Below are 17561 nucleotides of genomic sequence, written 5' to 3'. Positions count from 1 at the left end.
ATGGATGCCAGAATAGCAGAAGCGCTTGTCCCCCCGGTGGGCCGAAGGCTCTATCTGCTTGCTGTTGTCAAGGGGAGTAATCCGTGCAGATCCGCTTTGCTGTGGTGAGCGATCCCCACGTCACCCTCCCTTCCACCCTTTGGGATCACCCCAGCCGATTTCACCTGGTAGAGGTGAGCATCCCGGCTCTGGAACAGGTTTTGCAGCATCTGGTGCAGTTGCCTCTGGATTTTCTGCTGTTGCCGGGGGATCTGACCCAGCATGGGGAGCCGGAAAACCATGCATGGCTGGCAGAGCGGCTGGCTCGGCTGCCCTTTCCGGCTTTTGTGGTGCCCGGCAACCACGATGTGCCCCAGCCCGAGGCCAGCGGGCGCTCTATTGGTTTGGCGGATTTTCCCCGCTACTACCGAGCTTTTGGCTACGAGGATGGGCAGTCTTTGGATTACAGCCGGGTTCTGCGGCCAGGGATCCGTTTGATCGGCCTCAATTCCAACCATTTTGATGCTCAGGGTCAATTGGTGGGGTGTCTAACCCCAGAACAACTGACCTGGCTGGAGAAAGAATTGGCGGCAGCCGAGGAAGAGCTGGTGCTGCTGATGGTGCACCATAATGTGGTCGAGCATCTGCGCGGCCAGTCTCTCCATCCCTGGGGGCGTCGCTACATGCTGGAGAATGCCTCTCAGTTGCGGCGGCTGCTGCAAGCTTATGGGGTGCAACTGGTGTTCACCGGACATCTGCACATCCAGCACATCGCCCGACGAGGGGGGGTTTACGACATTACCACCGGCTCTTTGGTCAGCTTTCCCCACCCCTACCGCCTTGTCGAGATCCGGTCGGATCGAGAGACCGGAATCCAAGTCCATATCCAGAGCTACCGGGTGGGATCCCTGCCCGATTGGCCCGATTTGCAAGCGTTCTCCCGGGAGTGGATGGCCCAGCGCAGCGAACCAGCGGTGGTTAAGTTTTTAACCTCCGCACCGCTGAATTTGCCTTTGGAACAGGCACAAGCCTTGGCCCCACAATTGCGCTACTTTTGGGCAGCGGTGGCTGCCGGGGATCCAGACCTCACTTTCCCAGACTTTCCCCAGCCAGCAGGCCGATTTCTGGAGCGTTTCAGCCGTTGTTTTCGCTGCCCGCCTGATAACCAGGCCCAGTTTCGTTTGATTTCGATTTTCTCTTTTCCAGTTTCTAAGGATCCCCCCCAAGGGGGAACGCCACCCCTGGCAAACCCAAGCAGGGCAAGGAATGCAAGATCCATTTGCCAGGGATCGCAAAAAAGTCCAAAGGGAGAGGAGGCGGTTTTAGAGCCTAAAAGCTTCTTGTGCACAAGGCGTTGAGGGCTGATAGCAGTCGTGGTTTTTATTACCATCTATTTCAACTGCTCGCACTAGCGGGCCGGAGGCCTTAGCAGGAAGCAACCGGTCCTTTGTTTCACCTTGACGGTGAGATAAATGACTATGCGTTGCGGAACGGATTCTACAAAAGAATGGGCATTTCTTGAGATGCAGGGAACCGTTTTAGTGTTCTTCTGGAAACATCGGGATCCCTGAGCCTTGGCTGGGTCATCTGTTGGCAGGTGGCAAGCTCTCGCTAGGGTTGTTCGATATGGGAGCGGGGCTCCAGGTGGATGAGGATCCGCGCCGGCCCGTAGCGCCCTTGCAGGAGGTGTTCGACTTCCTCAGTGAGGCGGTGGGCGGACTCAATGTCCTGTGGCTCCACCACCAGGTGCATCTCGATAAAGACTATCTCCCCGGGGATGCCGCGGGAAGTGATGTCATGGCAGTCGAGCACGCCTGGCACGCTCAGGATCAGATCCCGCAGGGCCTCAGAGGGGATCGCCACCCGGTCGGTGAGGTAGGGAAGATTCTCCTGCAGCACTTCCCAGCCGCTTCGGAGCACCAGCAGCGCCACCGGCAAAGCCAGGGCTTGATCCAACCAAGGGATCCCCCAATAATGCATGCCGGCCAACCCCAGCAACACCGTCAGCGTCACCCCAACGTCGCTGAGGGTATGGCGCGCATCGGCCAACAGCAGCGAGCTGGACAGAGCTTTGCCCCAGCGGTGCTCGTAGAGGGTGACAAAGACATTAATGCCCAGCACGCCCACCATCATCCCCAAGGTCAGCTCATCGATCTGCAGGTGGGGCTGGGGCTCCCAAAACCGCTCCACGGCTGTGCGCAGGATCTCCAGGCTGGCCATCCCCAAAAAGGCGGCGATCCCCAGCGCTCCAATGGCTTCAAACTTGCGATGGCCGTAGGGATGGTCGTCATCGGGCTCTGGCGAAGAAAAGCGCATGGCCACCAAGCCCAAAATGTTGCTGGCGCTGTCGGTGGAGCTGTGCAGGGCATCGGCAATGAGGCTCAGGGATCCCGTCGTCAGCCCCAGGATTAACTTGATCAGAAACACCAGGACATTTAGCCCTAGCGTGACGTACAGCACCCTCTGCACTTGGCGCTGGCGGCGGCTGGCTATGGCAGCAGAATCCAGAAAGCTCACTGCAGCTCGGGCGGGGATCCACAGATATCCTGTTCTACTTTTGTCACCGACCTCAATAGGGGTAAGGGAGGGTACCCTAAAAGCAAGCTGCTAAGGCTTAGTCAAGTGGCCGCCGATTGGGGAGCGAACTCTGAGTATGCACGTTGCTGTGGTAGGCGCTGGCTATGTGGGCCTGGTAACAGGGGCTTGCCTGGCTCACCTAGGAAATAGCGTTATCTGTGTGGACAACAACCCCGCTAAGATTGAAGGGCTGCAGCGGGGTCGCCTGCCCATCTACGAGCCCGGCCTGGAAGAGCTGGTGCGGGAGGGAACTGCGGCGGGTCGGCTGCACTTTAGTACCGATCTGGGCCTTGGGATCCAGGCCAGCGAGGTGGTGTTTATTGCCGTGGGCACCCCGGCCCTGCCCAGCGGGGATCCCGATCTGCGCTACGTGGAAGCAGTGGCGCGGGAAATTGGCCAGCATCTGGACGAGCACTATCGAGTCATTGTCAACAAATCCACTGTGCCCATTGGCTCTGGGGACTGGGTGCGCATGCTCATTTTGGACGGGGCCGCCGAAGCTGCCAAGCAGCGGCTGAGCAGCCGAGAAGTGGGGAGGGATCCTGAGGCCAGATCTCTCACCTTAGAGCTCTCCCCTTGGACGCCGCAGTTTGACGTGGTGAGCAACCCCGAGTTCCTACGGGAGGGCAGTGCCATCCAAGATACCTTCTACCCGGATCGCATTGTGATTGGCTCCAACAGCCCCCGCGCCATTGAAATCATGCGGCAGCTGTATGAACCCATCCTCAACCGCCAGCAGGGCCTGCAAGGGGATCCCGTGCCTTTGCTGGTGACCGACCTGGCTTCTGCCGAAATGATCAAGTATGCCGCCAACGCCTTCCTGGCCACCAAGATTAGCTTCATCAACGAAATGGCCAACATCTGCGAGCGCACCGGCGCCGACATCACCCAGGTGGCGGAAGGGATCGGCCTAGATAGGCGCATTGGCCGCGCCTTTCTCAACGCTGGCATAGGGTGGGGCGGAAGCTGCTTCCCCAAAGATCTGGCGGCTCTTATCCAAACCGCTGCTGACTATGGCTATGAGGCCAAGCTGTTGCAGGCCACGGTGGAGGTTAACCGAGAACAGCGGCAGCGCCTGGTGGAAAAGCTGCAGCAGGCCCTCAAGGTGCTCAAGGGAAAAACCATTGGCCTACTGGGTCTGACGTTTAAACCCCACACCGACGACCTGCGGGATGCCCCTTCCCTGACCTTAATCGAGCAGCTCCACCGCCTTGGGGCAAAGGTGAAGGCGTATGATCCCGTTGTGTCCGCTTCAGGGATGCGGGAGGGGCTAGCCCATGTGGTGGTGGAAACGGATGTGTTTCGCCTGGCCCAGGACTGCGATGCCCTGGTGTTGGTGACGGAGTGGCCGGAGTTTTTGTCGCTGGATTACCGACGAATTGCAGAGCTGATGCGGCGGCCCTTGCTCATCGATGGCCGTAACTGTCTGGATCGGGAGGCGGTGCGGCAGGCGGGCATAACCCTCATCGGAGTGGGCTGGTAGGTGCTGGGGAAATCAGGGGAAATCATGAAGATCCTGGTTACGGGTGGCCTGGGATTTATCGGATCCCACTTGGTAACCCGCCTTCTGCAAGAAGGCCACTGGGTCATTTGTCTGGATAACGGCTACACGGGCCGGCAGCTCAATGTCCAGGCCCATCTGGACAACCCCGCCTTTCAGCTCATCTGGCACGACGTGGCGGATCCCTTGCCGCCCGCTTTGGAAGAGGCCGGGATCCAGCAGATCTACCACCTGGCCTGCCCCGCTTCTCCCCCCCATTACCAAGCGGATCCCATCCGCACCATCCGCACCAGCCTCTGGGGCACCTACCACCTGCTGCAACTGGCCCAGAAAACGGGAGCGAGGTTCCTGCTGGCCTCCACCTCAGAAGTGTACGGGGATCCCCAGGTGCATCCCCAACCGGAAGACTACTGGGGCCACGTCAACCCCATTGGCCCGCGGGCCTGCTACGACGAATCCAAGCGCTTGGCGGAAACCCTCACCTTCGACTGGCAGCGGCAATACCAGACGGAGATCCGGGTGGCCCGCATCTTCAACACCTACGGCCCCGCCATGCGGGAGGACGATGGCCGCGTGGTGAGCAACTTTATCGTCCAGGCCCTGCGCGGGGATCCCTTAACAGTTTATGGGGATGGATCCCAGACCCGCAGCTTTTGCTACATCTCCGACCTGGTGGAAGGCTTGATCCGGCTGATGAATAGCCCCTACCCCGGACCCTTTAACTTGGGCAACCCAGAGGAGTTCACGATCCTGGAGCTGGCCCAGCAGGTGCTCGCCCTCACCGGCAGCCCTTCTCCCATCGTTTACCGGCCTCTGCCGACGGACGATCCCAAGCAGCGGCGGCCCGACATTCGCAAAGCCCGCGCCCTCTTGGGTTGGGAGCCTCGGATCCCGCTGCAAGTTGGGCTGCAACAGACCATCCCTTACTTTCGTCAGCGGCTGGGGCTGGACTAATCATCAGGTGCTCCCGACAACCCCAACCCGTTTGAGAACCATTTTCGCCTCAGCTCGATTGACCTGGGTGAATGGCTGCCAGCGGCTCCAGTTGGCGGGCTTGCTGTTGTAGCCGACTCACCAACTGCCGACATACCACTTCACACAGCTCAAAGCACATGGGATCCGCAATTTGGTAATAAACACTCACCCCCTTGGGCTGACGGCTGACGATCCCTGCCTGGGTCAGGATCTTGAGGTGCTTGGAAACATTGGCCTGGCCCATACCCGTAGCTTCCAAGATTTGGGTGACGTTCTTGGGCCCCGAGCGCAACTGACACAGGATCTGCAGGCGGCTGGGTTCCGCCAAAACCTTGAAGTACTCTGCCACGCTGTCGAGAACCTGCGGCGTCAGGATCGTGCGACACTCATTCACATCCGCTCTGCTCACCGGCTTTTCCCCAATCAACAAACCTGCTTGCGCCGTTCGTCAACTTGATTTTAATTTTAACACTAGATAGTTATATAGTGTTCCTAGGAAGTCCAAGTTCACGTCGGGCTTTCGATACCAGACAGGAGGGCACTATGCTATTTCGCCAACTGTTCGACGCAGAAACAAGCACCTACACCTATTTAATCGCGGATCCGACAACTCGCGAGGCCGCCCTGGTGGATCCGGTACTGGAGCAGGTGGAGCGGGATTTGAAGCTGATTCGGGAATTAGGTCTAACCTTGAAGTACTGCCTGGAAACCCACGTTCACGCGGATCACATCACGGGAACCGGGAAGCTGCGGGAACTGACCGGTTGCCAAGGGGTGGTGCCAGTACAGGCCAAGGCTCAATGTGCAGATCGTTTCATCGGTCATGGGGAAACGCTGCAAGTGGGATCCGTCGTCATTGAAGCCATCGCTACCCTGGGCCACACCGACAGCCACATGACCTACCGCGTGAATGGGGATCGCGTCCTGACCGGAGATGCCCTGCTGATCCGCGGCTGTGGGCGCACGGATTTCCAAAGCGGGGATCCCGGCCTGATGTACGACCATGTTACCCAGCACTTGTTTACGCTGCCCGATGAGACGCTGGTCTATCCTGGCCACGACTATCGCGGGCACACCGTCTCCACCATTGGCGAGGAGAAGCGCTGGAACCCGCGCTTTGTGGATCCGGAAACGGGCAACCTGCGTTCCCGTGAGAGCTTCATTGCCCTGATGAACAGCCTCAACCTGCCCCAGCCGAAGAAGATCCAGGAAGCGGTGCCGGCCAACGAGCAGTGCGGCCAAGTGGCAGCAGCGGTTTAATTCCTTCTGGGCAGCGAGGTGCAGGGTAAGCCCCCGCCGGCTGGGGAGCCCATGTGAAACTCCGATGGTGAGGGCCCGCTGCTCTGGGTAACCTTCTCTCAATTGGCTTGCCAGAAATGGAGAGTTTGAGCGTGGATCGAGAAAGTCTCTATGAGAGCGATTTCTACGCTTGGATCCAGCAACAAGCTCAATTTCTGCGGGATCGGGCCTGGGAGAAGCTGGATCTGCCCAATTTAGTCGAGGAGATTGAATCGTTGGGCAGGCAACAGCGGCAGGAACTGCGAAACCGACTTGCAGTTTTGGTTGGGCATCTCCTCAAGTGGGAGTACCAGCCAGAGGGGAGATCCGCAAGCTGGCTCCTCACCCTCCAGCTGCAGCGGCAGGAAGTTCTGGAGCTTCTTGAAGAAAGCCCAAGTCTCAAGCCCTATTTGCCAGAGGCCATCTCCAAGTCTTACTTGGGGGCGCTGAAGCTGGCCCTGGAGGAGACCAAGCTGCCCAGAAAGATTTTCCCCAAAACCTGCCCTTATTCCTCAGAGCAAATCCTGGATAGCCGGTTTTACCCCGGTGAGCCCAGTCATTTGCTTGAGGAGGGGGATTAATCCCAAAAATCGCTGCATTTTGCATTTTAGACAACGCTGGAAGCAAGGAGACAACCATGACCGTAACCCAACAAAACCCTATCCCTTCCGCTTCGCAAGAACGGGATCCCCGTCTCAAGGAGATCGATGCCCTGACCTTAAAACAGTGGCTGGATCAGGGGCGAGTCCAGCTCATTGATGTGCGGGAGCCGGGAGAATATGCCGATGAGCGGATACCGGGGGCCATCAACCTGCCCCTCTCTACCTTTGATCCCACCAAAGTGCCTGCTTCCACGCCAGAGAAGCCGGTGGTGTTGCACTGCCGCATGGGCAGCCGCTCCATCCGCGCCGGTTGTCAGTTGCTAGACCGCGGCTGGCCGGAGGTGATTAGCCTCAAGGGCGGGATCGAGGCTTGGAAAGCGGCCAAGCTGCCCGTTACCCGCACCCAAAATGCGCCCATCTCCATCATGCGGCAGGTGCAGATTGCGGCGGGATCCCTGGTGCTCACCGGAACCCTTCTGGGGGCCTTTGTCAACCCCTGGTGGCTGCTGCTGAGTGGCTTTGTGGGCGCTGGGCTGGTGTTTGCGGGTGTAACCAACACCTGTGGCATGGCTCTGCTCTTGGCTCGCATGCCCTGGAACCGAGGTCAGGCGCTATGAGTGGGATCCCTTCTGCTTCCTCTTCGGGGCAAGGGATCCTGGCGCGGTACCTGCCCTTTGCTAAGGAGTCCCTTTGGGTCTTCCACTATCAACGATCAGATTTGCCGGGAGATCTGATCGCCGGCCTTGTGGTGGCCATTCTGTTGGTGCCCCAGAGCATGGCCTATGCCCTGTTGGCCGGGTTGCCCCCCCAAGTGGGCCTGTACGCCAGTATTTTGCCGGTGATCGTCTATGGACTACTGGGATCCAGCCGCGCCTTGGCGGTAGGGCCAGTGGCCATCATCTCCCTCTTGGTGGCGGCAGGGTTGGAGCCCCTGGCCGGTCGCGTCAGCGGGACGGAGTCCTTGCCGGGCAGCCCGGAGTATGGACAGTTGGCTTTGGGGCTGGCCTTGGAGGTGGGTCTGGTCCAGGGGGCCATGGGGTTGTTGCGGCTGGGGTTTTTGGCCAATTTCTTAAGCCACACGGTGGTGACTGCCTTTGGCAGCGCGGCGGCCTTGATCATCGGCTTCAGCCAGCTCCGGCACCTCTTGGGAGTCAAGATCGCCAACACGGAGTCCTTCTTGCTGTTGGTGCAGCGGCTGTGGCAAAGCCTGGACAAGGTGAACTGGGCAACCTTTGGCCTAGGGCTGCTGGCCGTATCCCTGCTGGTGTACGCTCAGCGAAAGTTGCCCCACCAACTGCGGCGTTGGGGTGTGCCTCCAGGTTGGGCCTTGATTTTGACCAAGGGGGCACCGCTAGCGGCTGTGCTCGTGACCAGCCTGTTGGTCTGGGGCCTAAACCTCTCGGAGAGGGCAGGGGTATCTGTTGTTGGCTCCATTCCTTCCGGGTTGCCCCCCTTGGGCTTTCCCTCGTTGAGCTGGGGACAGTGGACAGCGCTTCTGCCCACCGCCTTGGCCATTAGCTTGGTGGGCTTCACGGAAAGCTATGCCGTGGGGCAGTCCTTGGCCAGCCAGCGGCGGCAGAAGGTGGATCCCAACCAAGATCTGGTGGCTTTGGGGGCAGCCAACTTGGCAGCAGCCTGCAGTGGCGGCTATCCGGTAACGGGAGGCATCAGCCGGTCGGTGGTGAACTTTCAAGCGGGAGCCAACAGTGGCCTGGCTTCCCTGATCACCGGCCTGTTGGTGGCTTTGACGGTCATCTGGCTGATGCCCCTGTTCACCTTCTTGCCCCAGACCACCCTGGCGGCCATCGTTCTGGTAGCAGTGCTGGCACTGGTGGATTTTCACCCCCTGCTGCAAAGCTGGCGCTACGACCGCGGCGATGCCCTGGTTTGGTTGGTAACCTTTGCCAGTGTTTTGGGGATCGGGGTGGAGCAGGGGATCGGAATAGGGGTGTTAGTCTCCATCCTGCTCTTTCTTTGGCGGGCTAGCCGTCCTCACATTGCCATCGTGGGTCAGGTGCCCGGTACGGAGCACTACCGCAACGTGCAGCGCCATGAGGTGATTACCGATCCCCGTATCTTGGCAGTGCGGGTGGACGAGAGCCTGTTTTTTGCCAACGCAGCCTACTTGCAGGAGTATCTGCTGCGAGAGGTGGCGGCGCGACCCACAGTGGAGCAGGTGCTGCTCGTTGCCAGCGCCATCAACTTCATCGACGGCAGCGCTTTGGAAGTGCTGACCCAGTTGGTGGAACGTTTGCAGCAGGCAGGGGTGGGCTTTGCCATGGCCGAGGTGAAGGGGCCGGTAATGGATCGCCTCCAAAAGGCTGGGTTTGTGGAGAAAGTGGGCGCTGAGCGCTTCTTCCTCTCCACTCACCAGGCGATGCAAGCCCTCGGATCCCAGCAGAGCCTCAGTCAGGTGGCATCTTCCTGATCAGCACAAGGGGGGTTTGTTCAGCGGCATTGCCGGCGGGGTTCTTGCCCAGGGCTTGCTCCACCAGCTCCCGCTCTACGCCGGGGCTGGCTGCCAGGATCTTGACCTGCCCCAGATCGTTGGCATCCACGATGGCCACTTCGTAGCCCGTCTGCCGATGCAGATCCCCCACCAACTTGGCCGGATCCCGCGGCCCCAGCACGATGAACTGGTCATAGGGAGGCAGGGTGCCAGTAACGTCGTCGATGAGATCGGCCTGCTCCCCCGCCAGGGCATAAAAGACCCCCGGGATCCCCAGCAGCTTGGCCAGGGATCCCACCACAAAAGCCCACACCACCCGCCAGGCCCCGGAGCAGTCAATCAAAGTCTGCATCCCGTAGCAGCTTGAAAGACTGGTCTTGGAGGGGAAGAAGTAGCACAGGGTGCGGGCCAGCCAGCCGGGCTGCACCTGCAGGGGATGGCGGAAGTTGCCCTGGACAATAGCCACGGCGCTTTCCGAGATGGCCACCATATCGCCGGGCTGGATGTGAGGGCCTACATACCGCCGTAGCACCTCGGCCAAGTCATCGCTGGGGGTCAGCAGATGGGTGGGAACGGCGGCCCAAAGGAGGGATCCCTGCTGCTGCCAGTTCAGCTCCGGCAAGGGATCCACCTCCTGCAACGGCAGGATGAGATGGCTGGTCTTGAGGGTGCGCCGCTGCCGCCCGTACTGAATGTAGTCCAGCTGGAGCCAGGCCGAGCGCAGATCCGCTAGCCCTTTCCCCTTCAGCTCGATCTCAACCTCTAGGCCAGTCTGGTTCTGGGGGGTGATGATGTAGGCCTGCCAGTAGTTGTCTTGGCGGGGGGGAAGATCCGGATGGCGAGAGCGCAGGCGTAGGCGGGTGTGAATGCCTTCTAGGGATCCGGCGCTGAGCAAATGCAGTCGCGGCTCCACCTGGGCCAAGGTGACTTCCAAAAGGGGGTTGAGGTTGCGAGCCACAAACTCCGCTTGAATGACCCAGTGCTCGGGGGTGTGGCGGCTGATGCGCCAGCCTTGGGGCTCCACCACCAGGTGATCGGCGGGGCGGGTCTTGAGCCAGTAGAGCAAGCTGCCCAAACTCAGCAGCAACCCGGCCACTACCTGAGCCCAGCCCCAGGGATCCCACAGCCAACGCCAAGCCCCCCATAGGCTGAGTCCTACCCCAGCCAGCACTGCAGCCAACACGCCACGATTCACCATGCTGCTACTTGTTGCCATCGGGATCCCACTCCTCCAAGTCCTTAAACCCTGCTAAAGTCTGCCCCTTTGTCCACCACAACACCCTAGACTACGGGTACGCTCTAGCTCTTCTCCCAAACCCTAGCCATCCTACCGGGAAACCGAAGCAGGCCGTAGCGGGATCCCTACCTAATTTTTAGTCTCAAACAGTTAGCTTACAAATAGATTTCATTTCAGGCTTTTCAGAACACTCTGGGAGTTTCCTATGGCGCACAAACAGCAATTCAAAAGTTTTGCCGACATGATTCAGGGATCCAAAACCCCCATCCTGGTGGATTTTTATGCTTCCTGGTGCGGCCCTTGTCAGGTTATGGCGCAAGTGTTGGAGCAGGTAAAACCTCAGGTGGGGGATGCGGTTACTTTTGTGAAGGTTGACACCGAAAAGTACCCAACCATCGCTGCTCGCTGGGGCATTCAAGCGGTGCCAACGCTGATCCTCTTCAAAGATGGGAAGCCGATTGACCGCATTGAGGGGCTGTTGCAGCCGCGGGCCCTGTTGGAGCGGTTGCGGGCGCAGGTTAACTAAACCTGTAAGCTAGGTGAACTTTTCTGGATCCCCCGTGCAACTGCCGCTTCTGCAGGTTCACCTGCCGGGTGAAGTGCCCTACCGCACTGCCTGGGCTTGGCAGCAGGCAAGACTGGCCCATATGATCCGGGATCCCCAGTTGCCGGACGGATTACTGCTGCTCACCCATCCTGCGGTTTACACCTTGGGGGCAGGAGCCGATCCCAAGTTTCTCAAGAGCCTTTCTCAGCCGATAGGATCCCCGGCTATCCACCCGGAATCTCCTTCTGAACAAGAGCCGGAAATCCTACGGGTGGAGCGCGGCGGCGAAGTGACCTACCATGGGCCGGGGCAGTGGGTGGGCTATGCGATGCTGAACCTAAAGCGCCACCGCCCAGATCTCCACGAGTACCTACGCCAGCTAGAAGAGGTGGTCATCCAGACCTTGGCCCACTTCGGCCTACAGGGGGAGCGGATCCCTGGCTTGACAGGAGTTTGGGTGGAGGGGCGCAAAGTGGCGGCCATCGGCATCAAGGTCTCCCGCTGGGTGACCTACCATGGCTTTGCCCTCAACGTCTGCCCGGATCTAGCTGCCTTCGAGGCCATCGTGCCCTGTGGGATCCCTGATCGCCCGGTGGGATCCCTGGTTCAGTTTTGTCCCCGAGTAACGATGGCGGCAGTGGCCCCGGTGGTGGTGAAGTCCTTTTGTCAGGTCTTTGGGCTGCAAGCTCAGGAAGTTTCCTTATCAGAGTGGTTGGGAGAACGCAAGTCTCTAAAGACTCAAGGCTAATCCACCCCCAACTGGCGCAGCAGTTGCTGCAGGATGGCCTGGTTGGCAAAGTTGCCGCTCTTGGAAAAGAGAGCCAAGGCCTGGCGAAAGTCGGCCATCGCCGCTTCTCGATCCCCCAACTGAAGATAGGCCACCCCGCGGCTAAAGTAGGCTTCTGGAATTCGCGGATCCAACTGAATGGCCCGCTCCGCATCGGCCAACGCCTCTTGGGGCTGGCGCAACTGGTTGTAGACGTAGCTGCGGTTCACATAGGCTGGCGCATAGCTGGGATCCAACTGCACCGCCCGATCCAGATCCGCCAGGGCAGCCACGGGATCCCCCCGCAGCAACTTGAGGGATCCCTGCCAGTTGAACTCGGAAGCGGTGTTTGGGGCCGAGGTCTTCTCAGGAGGAGGTGGGAAGGCAGGCAAAGAGGTGGCAGGGGCAGGAGCGAGGAATGCTGCCAAGAAACCTATCAGAGCTATCCTTCCCCATCGACACTTGATTGTGCTCCGCACCGCTAATGACGTCCTGATACATTTACGCTGAACACTGCTGAACATCACTGTTCAACTATGCAGCGATAGCATTCTGTTTGTTTCCAACCAGAATGGCGGTATCCCGCAAAGCTTTGAGTAGAATACCCAAAGCGCAGTTTCCGTGTCGTCTTACTACCAATTTTCTGCTTTGCTTTGGCTACCATGTTGGCAGACTCGAAAGTAAACAGAAAGATCAACTGGTAGTAATCCGTACTGAACATATTATACATTATTTTCAGTATAGTTGAGCTTATTATTGACTAGAGTCATGCTCTTCGGATCCCGAACTAGTTCAATATAGACCGTCGGCGAGAGGGGCAACCCCCTGCACTTAACTTGCAAGGGGTGCGGGGAGCTACAAGTTCCGCGCTCTGGCGAGAAAGTCAGGGTCGAGATACCGACTCCTCTGCCAAGTCGTTCTGTGACGCGGGGCAGGAATGCCCAATGGCAAGGTTGGGAGGCCCAAGCTCTATTGGCTAGAGTGAGGGCGGGGGGATGTTACAAGGAAAGCTTCTGGAATAGATGAGCCACCGGCAGGGCAAATCCTGGAATAACCTCTTCACCTTCTAGAAGATCAACCGATTTCAGGAGGCGGTCAGGCTCTTGAGAGCTGCGATACACCAGGACGTAGTGCTCGCTGGGGTGAACCAGCCAAACCAGGCGGCTGCCATTTTCAAAGTACTCCACCAGCTTGTCATGAATTTCTTCAACCGTATTGCGGGGGGAAAGCACTTCAACAGCCAGATCTGGAGCGCCTTCCAAAAATCCTGTGGGCAGTTCAGCCATGCCCTGCAAGCGTTCTTTAGCAAAAAAAGAGATGTCAGGGGAGCGCCAATTTCCACTCTTCATCTTAAAAGCAGTGCTGGAATCTAAAACGATCCCCAGCTTGTTGGACAAAACGTAGGGGGTCAAAGCTGCCAATAGGAGGCTGCAGACATAACCATGGAGTGCCCCCGCGCTTCCCATATCAATTGGCTTCCCATCAACAATCTCGTAGCGATGTCCCTCCCTGGACAACGCCATGAATTCTTCGGCTGTCCAAGCTCTTTTTCCCTGAGTTGGCACAGCTCCGACGGTCATCTGCAAACTCCTTGCTGCTCCTTCGACACCGCAAGCCAAGCCCGCAGGGATCCCCCAGCGGCTTTTCCTCGAGGGGGGACGCCAAAGGCTAAAATAGCCTAGCTCATCCTACTGTACCGACGGAAAAGGCACCTTGATCGAGCGCTACACTCTGCCCGAAATGGGCCAGATTTGGTCCACTGCCCACAAGCTCCAGACCTGGCTGCAGGTGGAGCTGGCTGTCTGTGAAGCGCAAGCGGAGCTGGGGCGGATCCCGCAAGAAGCCCTGCAGGAGATCAGAGCCAAAGCCGCCTTTGACCCGGCGCGGGTTTTGGAAATTGAGGCGGAAGTGAAGCACGATGTTATTGCCTTCTTAACCAACCTCAACGAGCACGTGGGCGAGGCAGGGCGCTACATCCACCTGGGCCTGACCAGCTCGGATGTGTTGGATACGGCCCTGGCCCTGCAGCTTGTGGCCTCGGTGGAGATCTTGCAAGCCCGCCTGGCCGACCTCATCGCTGCTATCCGCGACCAAGCTCGGCAGCACCGCTACACCCTCATGATCGGCCGCACCCACGGTGTTCACGCCGAGCCGATTACCTTTGGCTTTAAGCTGGCAGGGTGGCTGGCCGAGTGCCTGCGCCACCAAGAGCGCCTAGCTCGCCTGCGGGAAGTGGTGGCGGTGGGCAAGATCTCTGGCGCCGTGGGCACCTACGCCAACGTGCCTCCCCAGGTGGAGCAGTTGGCCTGCGCTCGCCTGGGCCTGAAGCCCGATACAGCCTCGACACAGGTAATCTCGCGGGATCGCCACGCTGAATACGTGCAAACCTTGGCTCTGATTGGCTCTTCCCTAGAGCGCTTTGCTACTGAAATCCGCCACCTGCAGCGAACAGAGGTACTGGAGGCTGAGGAGTACTTTGCCCCCGGCCAAAAGGGATCCTCTGCCATGCCCCACAAGCGCAACCCCATCAAGGCGGAACAACTGACGGGGCTGGCCCGTCTCCTGCGCGGGTATGCCGTCTCGGCCCTAGAAAACATTCCCCTTTGGCATGAGCGGGACATCTCCCACAGCTCGGTGGAGCGGGTCATCCTGCCGGATGCCTCCATCCTCTGCCACTATCTGTTGGTCAACATGGCGGAGCTGGTGGGCCAGCTGCAGGTTCACGCTCGCAACATGGAGCGCAATCTCAACCTCTACGGCGGCGTCATCTTCAGCCAGCAGGTGCTTCTAGCCTTGGTGGAGAAGGGCCTTAGCCGCGAGGAAGCTTACCGCCTGGTGCAGGAAAATGCTCACCGCGCCTGGAACCAGCCGCAGGGGGACTTTCGCGCCAATCTGCTGGCGGATCCCCGGGTGATGGCCCACCTCAGCGAGGCAGAACTGCAGGACTGCTTTGATCCCCAGCGCCACCTAACTCACCTAGACGAGATCTTTGCCCGCCTGGGCATTTGAGGATCCCCTATGGCTTGGCAGCGGCAACATGTCCTGGGCTTGGCGGACTTTACCCCCGAAGAATATCAAATCGTTTTGCAAACCGCTGCCAGCTTCCAGGAGGTGTTGACGCGGCGGTTGCCCAAGGTGCCCACCCTGCAGGGGAAGGTGGTGGTGACGCTGTTCTTCGAGCCTTCCACCCGCACTCGTTCCAGTTTTGAGCTGGCGGCCAAGCGCCTTTCGGCAGATGTGCTCAACTTTTCCCCAGGCACCTCTTCCTTGAGCAAAGGGGAGACGCTCTTGGATACGGCCCGCACCTTTCTGGCCATGGGATCCGATCTCTTGATCGTTCGCCATGCCCAGGCAGGGGTGCCGCAGCAGTTGGCTGCCGAGATCGACCGCCGTGGATCCCCTGTGGGCGTTCTCAATGCCGGGGATGGCCTGCACGAACATCCCACTCAAGGCCTGCTGGACTTGTTTACCCTCTGCAGCCATCTGGATCCCCGGCGTCCCCGTCTGGAGTTGCTGCAAGGGATCAAAATTGCCATTGTCGGCGATATTCTCCACTCGCGAGTGGCCCGCTCCGATATCTATGCCTTGGTGGCTGCCGGAGCTGAGGTTCACTTAGCCGGCCCTCCCACCCTGTTGCCCAAGGATTTTGCCCAGTTTGTGCCCGGCCATACGCTCCCTGTCCATTGGCAGCTAGAGCCTGCCCTCGAAGGGGCGCGTTTTGTTATCACCCTACGCCTGCAACAGGAGCGCATGAGCGAGTTCCTTCTCCCCAGCTTGCAGGAGTACCATCGCTTCTTCGGCCTCACGCGGCAACGACTGCGCCTGTGCCACCCGGATGTCAAGCTTCTGCACCCCGGCCCGGTCAATCGCGGTGTGGAACTCAGCTCCGAGGTGATGGAGGATCCCGGCTTGAACCTGATTGAGCAGCAGGTCACCCACGGCGTGGCGGTGCGCATGGCCCTGCTGTACCTCATGGGGGGCGGGCGGATCCCAGCTTAGAGCCCAGATCTTTCTCTGCTCGGGGAACATGTAGAGCTGCCCCACGTCTGGAGTGTTGAAGTCCATCTCCTAGCTAATTCTCTCTGTCAAAAGTCGGAAGAAGCTCTGGCCAGAGCTTTTCCCGCCCTGCTGAAATCATGTCCAAGCTTGCCGAGAGGGGAGCAACATCTTTGTCTCAAATTTTACACATCTTGGATCTGGATCGAGTTTTTTTGCAGCCGTCTAAGCTTAGCTCTTATTCAAGTTGTGTCCGTTTAATTGGTTGTCAAACGAGATAGAAGTTCAGCAGCTAGACCTTTTCGCGGATTCTGGGCTCCAGGATCCTGATTTTGCTGAAATCCAAACTGGCCAAGACCACCAGATGGAAAATCGAGGTTTGGAAACGAGTCAGTATACTCAAAAAATATCGATTTTTCTCTTGACTTAACCTAAGGTTAACCTTTAGATATCCCTCTGTTAACTTTGAGGTTATAGGGTTGAAAGTGTTGATTCGCAACAGATATTACCTATGCGAACCCTGCTTTCTGCTTTCTCCCTCACCGCTCTAACAGTAGGATTTCTAACAGCGACCTCGGCTCAAGCCCAAACCGTGCAAATCTCCGGGGCGGGCGCGACCTTTGCGGCTCCTTTGCTGCAACGTTGGTTTGACGCCTACAACCGCACCGTAGACCCCACTGTGCAAGTCAGCTATCAGTCTGTCGGTAGTGGTGCTGGCCTAGAGCAGGTGATCAATGGCACTGTGGACTTCGGCGCTTCCGAGGCGCCTTTCTCCGGTGCTCGCCTGGAAAGCTTCCGAGCTAAATACGGCTATGAGCCCCTACAGTTGCCTCTGGCGGGAGGGTCCATCGAGTTTGCCTATAACCTGCCCGGCATTGAAGACGGAGAGCTCATCCTGAAGCGGAAAACCTACTGCGGCATCGTGACCGGCGAGATCACTCGCTGGGACGACATTCGCATCAAGGCCGAGAACCCAGGTATAGCAAACAAGCTGCCACCCCTGGACATCACCTGGGTACACCGCTCTGATGGTTCTGGGACTACCTTTGTGTTCACCAACCACATCAGAACTGTCTGCCCTAATTGGACAGCCGGTGCTGGTACTTCTGTCGAGTGGCCTGTTGGCATTGGAGCCCAAGGGAATGAGGGCGTAGCCGCCACCATCAAGCAGGAGCCAGGGGCAATTGGCTACGTGAACCAGTCCTATGCCAAGCTGGAAAAGATGACCACTGCTCGCTTGGAAAACAAAGCGGGCAACATTGTTGAGTTCTCGACTGAGGCAGCTACCTCGGCGCTTGATGCTCCCATTCCTGATGACTTTGCGCTGTTGGTGCCCGACCCTGAAGGGCCAAATGACTACCCAATCGTGGGCTTGTTCTGGGTGATGCTGTACCGCGAGTATCCCGATCAGCAGAAGCTGACCAAGCTGGTGGAGGCTCTGAAGTGGACCCAGGGGCCGGAAGGTCAGGCCATTACCCGCGAGCTGGACTACATCCCTATGCCTGAGGCGGCTATCCAGCGGATCTTTGCAGAGCTGGATGCCATCACCGTTAACCCCAATGCGGTGCGATGACCGGGGTGCAGCCTGAACTCCACTAGAGTGGAGCTGGTGGCCGGCTGAGGAGGCAGATGAGGCTTTCTCGGTCGGCTGCTG

At 58.8% G+C, this 17561-nt stretch carries 17 protein-coding genes and 1 pseudogene; 12 read left to right on the top strand and 6 right to left on the bottom strand.

Annotation, left to right across the window (positions count from 1 at the left end; translation table 11 throughout):
* Positions 1-83 precede the first annotated feature (83 nt).
* Entirely contained in the window at positions 84-1337 is a 1254-nt protein-coding gene (locus tag ACVWXZ_RS06275; RefSeq protein ID WP_457482299.1) for a metallophosphoesterase family protein, read from the top strand.
* 253 nt (positions 1338-1590) lie between these two features.
* Here the strand turns inward: ACVWXZ_RS06275 and ACVWXZ_RS06270 are convergent, their stop codons facing one another.
* Positions 1591-2496 (bottom strand): cation diffusion facilitator family transporter, encoded by a 906-nt coding sequence (locus ACVWXZ_RS06270; RefSeq protein ID WP_457482298.1) that lies wholly within the window; start codon positions 2494-2496, stop codon positions 1591-1593.
* A 136-nt stretch (positions 2497-2632) separates the two neighbouring features.
* Here ACVWXZ_RS06270 and ACVWXZ_RS06265 point away from each other — a divergent pair, with 136 nt between their 5' ends.
* Positions 2633-4039 carry a UDP-glucose dehydrogenase family protein gene (locus tag ACVWXZ_RS06265; protein ID WP_457482297.1) on the top strand — a complete coding sequence of 469 codons (1407 nt, stop codon included), beginning with the start codon at positions 2633-2635 and terminating at the stop codon, positions 4037-4039.
* 24 nt (positions 4040-4063) lie between these two features.
* Entirely contained in the window at positions 4064-5011 is a 948-nt protein-coding gene (locus tag ACVWXZ_RS06260) for a UDP-glucuronic acid decarboxylase family protein (RefSeq protein ID WP_457482296.1), read from the top strand.
* 49 nt (positions 5012-5060) lie between these two features.
* Here the strand turns inward: ACVWXZ_RS06260 and ACVWXZ_RS06255 are convergent, their stop codons facing one another.
* A complete protein-coding gene (locus tag ACVWXZ_RS06255) occupies positions 5061-5426 on the bottom strand; it encodes an ArsR/SmtB family transcription factor (protein ID WP_457482295.1) in 366 nt (121 codons plus the stop codon).
* 149 nt (positions 5427-5575) lie between these two features.
* On the opposite strand from ACVWXZ_RS06255, the gene ACVWXZ_RS06250 reads away from it, so the two are divergent.
* From ACVWXZ_RS06250 to ACVWXZ_RS06235, 4 genes are all read left to right on the top strand, one after another.
* Positions 5576-6292: an MBL fold metallo-hydrolase gene (locus ACVWXZ_RS06250; RefSeq protein ID WP_414413400.1), complete on the top strand. Its 717-nt coding sequence runs from the start codon at positions 5576-5578 to the stop codon at positions 6290-6292.
* A 131-nt stretch (positions 6293-6423) separates the two neighbouring features.
* On the top strand, positions 6424-6891 hold the full coding sequence (locus ACVWXZ_RS06245; protein WP_414355907.1) for a DUF29 domain-containing protein: 468 nt from the start codon (positions 6424-6426) through the stop codon (positions 6889-6891).
* A 56-nt stretch (positions 6892-6947) separates the two neighbouring features.
* Positions 6948-7529, top strand: a complete 582-nt coding sequence (locus ACVWXZ_RS06240) for a rhodanese-like domain-containing protein (RefSeq protein ID WP_457482294.1) — start codon at positions 6948-6950, stop codon at positions 7527-7529.
* Positions 7526-9340 (top strand): SulP family inorganic anion transporter, encoded by a 1815-nt coding sequence (locus ACVWXZ_RS06235; RefSeq protein WP_457482293.1) that lies wholly within the window; start codon positions 7526-7528, stop codon positions 9338-9340. Before ACVWXZ_RS06240 ends, ACVWXZ_RS06235 begins: the two co-directional genes overlap by 4 nt.
* Here the strand turns inward: ACVWXZ_RS06235 and ACVWXZ_RS06230 are convergent.
* On the bottom strand, positions 9318-10577 hold the full coding sequence (locus tag ACVWXZ_RS06230) for a hypothetical protein (protein ID WP_457403533.1): 1260 nt from the start codon (positions 10575-10577) through the stop codon (positions 9318-9320). The two genes, ACVWXZ_RS06235 and ACVWXZ_RS06230, sit on opposite strands and share 23 nt — an antisense overlap.
* 226 nt (positions 10578-10803) lie before the next feature.
* Here ACVWXZ_RS06230 and trxA point away from each other — a divergent pair, with 226 nt between their 5' ends.
* On the top strand, positions 10804-11124 hold the full coding sequence (gene trxA / locus ACVWXZ_RS06225; protein WP_011433516.1) for a thioredoxin: 321 nt from the start codon (positions 10804-10806) through the stop codon (positions 11122-11124).
* A 13-nt stretch (positions 11125-11137) separates the two neighbouring features.
* Positions 11138-11893 (top strand): lipoyl(octanoyl) transferase LipB, encoded by a 756-nt coding sequence (gene lipB, locus ACVWXZ_RS06220; protein WP_457403534.1) that lies wholly within the window; start codon positions 11138-11140, stop codon positions 11891-11893.
* Here lipB and ACVWXZ_RS06215 read toward each other — a convergent pair.
* The 3 genes and pseudogenes from ACVWXZ_RS06215 to ACVWXZ_RS06205 all read right to left on the bottom strand — a co-directional run bounded on the left by ACVWXZ_RS06215 (position 11890) and on the right by ACVWXZ_RS06205 (position 13491).
* Positions 11890-12339 (bottom strand): tetratricopeptide repeat protein, encoded by a 450-nt coding sequence (locus ACVWXZ_RS06215; protein WP_457403535.1) that lies wholly within the window; start codon positions 12337-12339, stop codon positions 11890-11892. The two genes, lipB and ACVWXZ_RS06215, sit on opposite strands and share 4 nt — an antisense overlap.
* A 106-nt stretch (positions 12340-12445) precedes the next feature.
* Positions 12446-12629, bottom strand: a pseudogene (locus ACVWXZ_RS06210) (hypothetical protein); the annotation flags it as partial.
* A gap of 280 nt (positions 12630-12909) precedes the next feature.
* A complete protein-coding gene (locus ACVWXZ_RS06205) occupies positions 12910-13491 on the bottom strand; it encodes a Uma2 family endonuclease (protein WP_011430559.1) in 582 nt (193 codons plus the stop codon).
* 133 nt (positions 13492-13624) lie between these two features.
* Between ACVWXZ_RS06205 and purB the strand changes: the two genes are divergently transcribed.
* The 3 genes from purB (at position 13625) to pstS (ending at position 17480) form a co-directional block, all read left to right on the top strand.
* Positions 13625-14920: an adenylosuccinate lyase gene (gene purB, locus ACVWXZ_RS06200; RefSeq protein ID WP_457482292.1), complete on the top strand. Its 1296-nt coding sequence runs from the start codon at positions 13625-13627 to the stop codon at positions 14918-14920.
* Positions 14921-14929: 9 nt separating this feature from the next.
* On the top strand, positions 14930-15910 hold the full coding sequence (locus ACVWXZ_RS06195) for an aspartate carbamoyltransferase catalytic subunit (protein WP_457482291.1): 981 nt from the start codon (positions 14930-14932) through the stop codon (positions 15908-15910).
* Between the two features lie 508 nt (positions 15911-16418).
* Positions 16419-17480, top strand: a complete 1062-nt coding sequence (gene pstS, locus ACVWXZ_RS06190) for a phosphate ABC transporter substrate-binding protein PstS (RefSeq protein WP_457482290.1) — start codon at positions 16419-16421, stop codon at positions 17478-17480.
* The last annotated feature ends 81 nt before the right edge of the window (positions 17481-17561 follow it).

This window comes from Thermostichus sp. MS-CIW-38, assembly GCF_054058415.1.
This window is presented reverse-complemented; position numbering and strand designations above follow the sequence as displayed.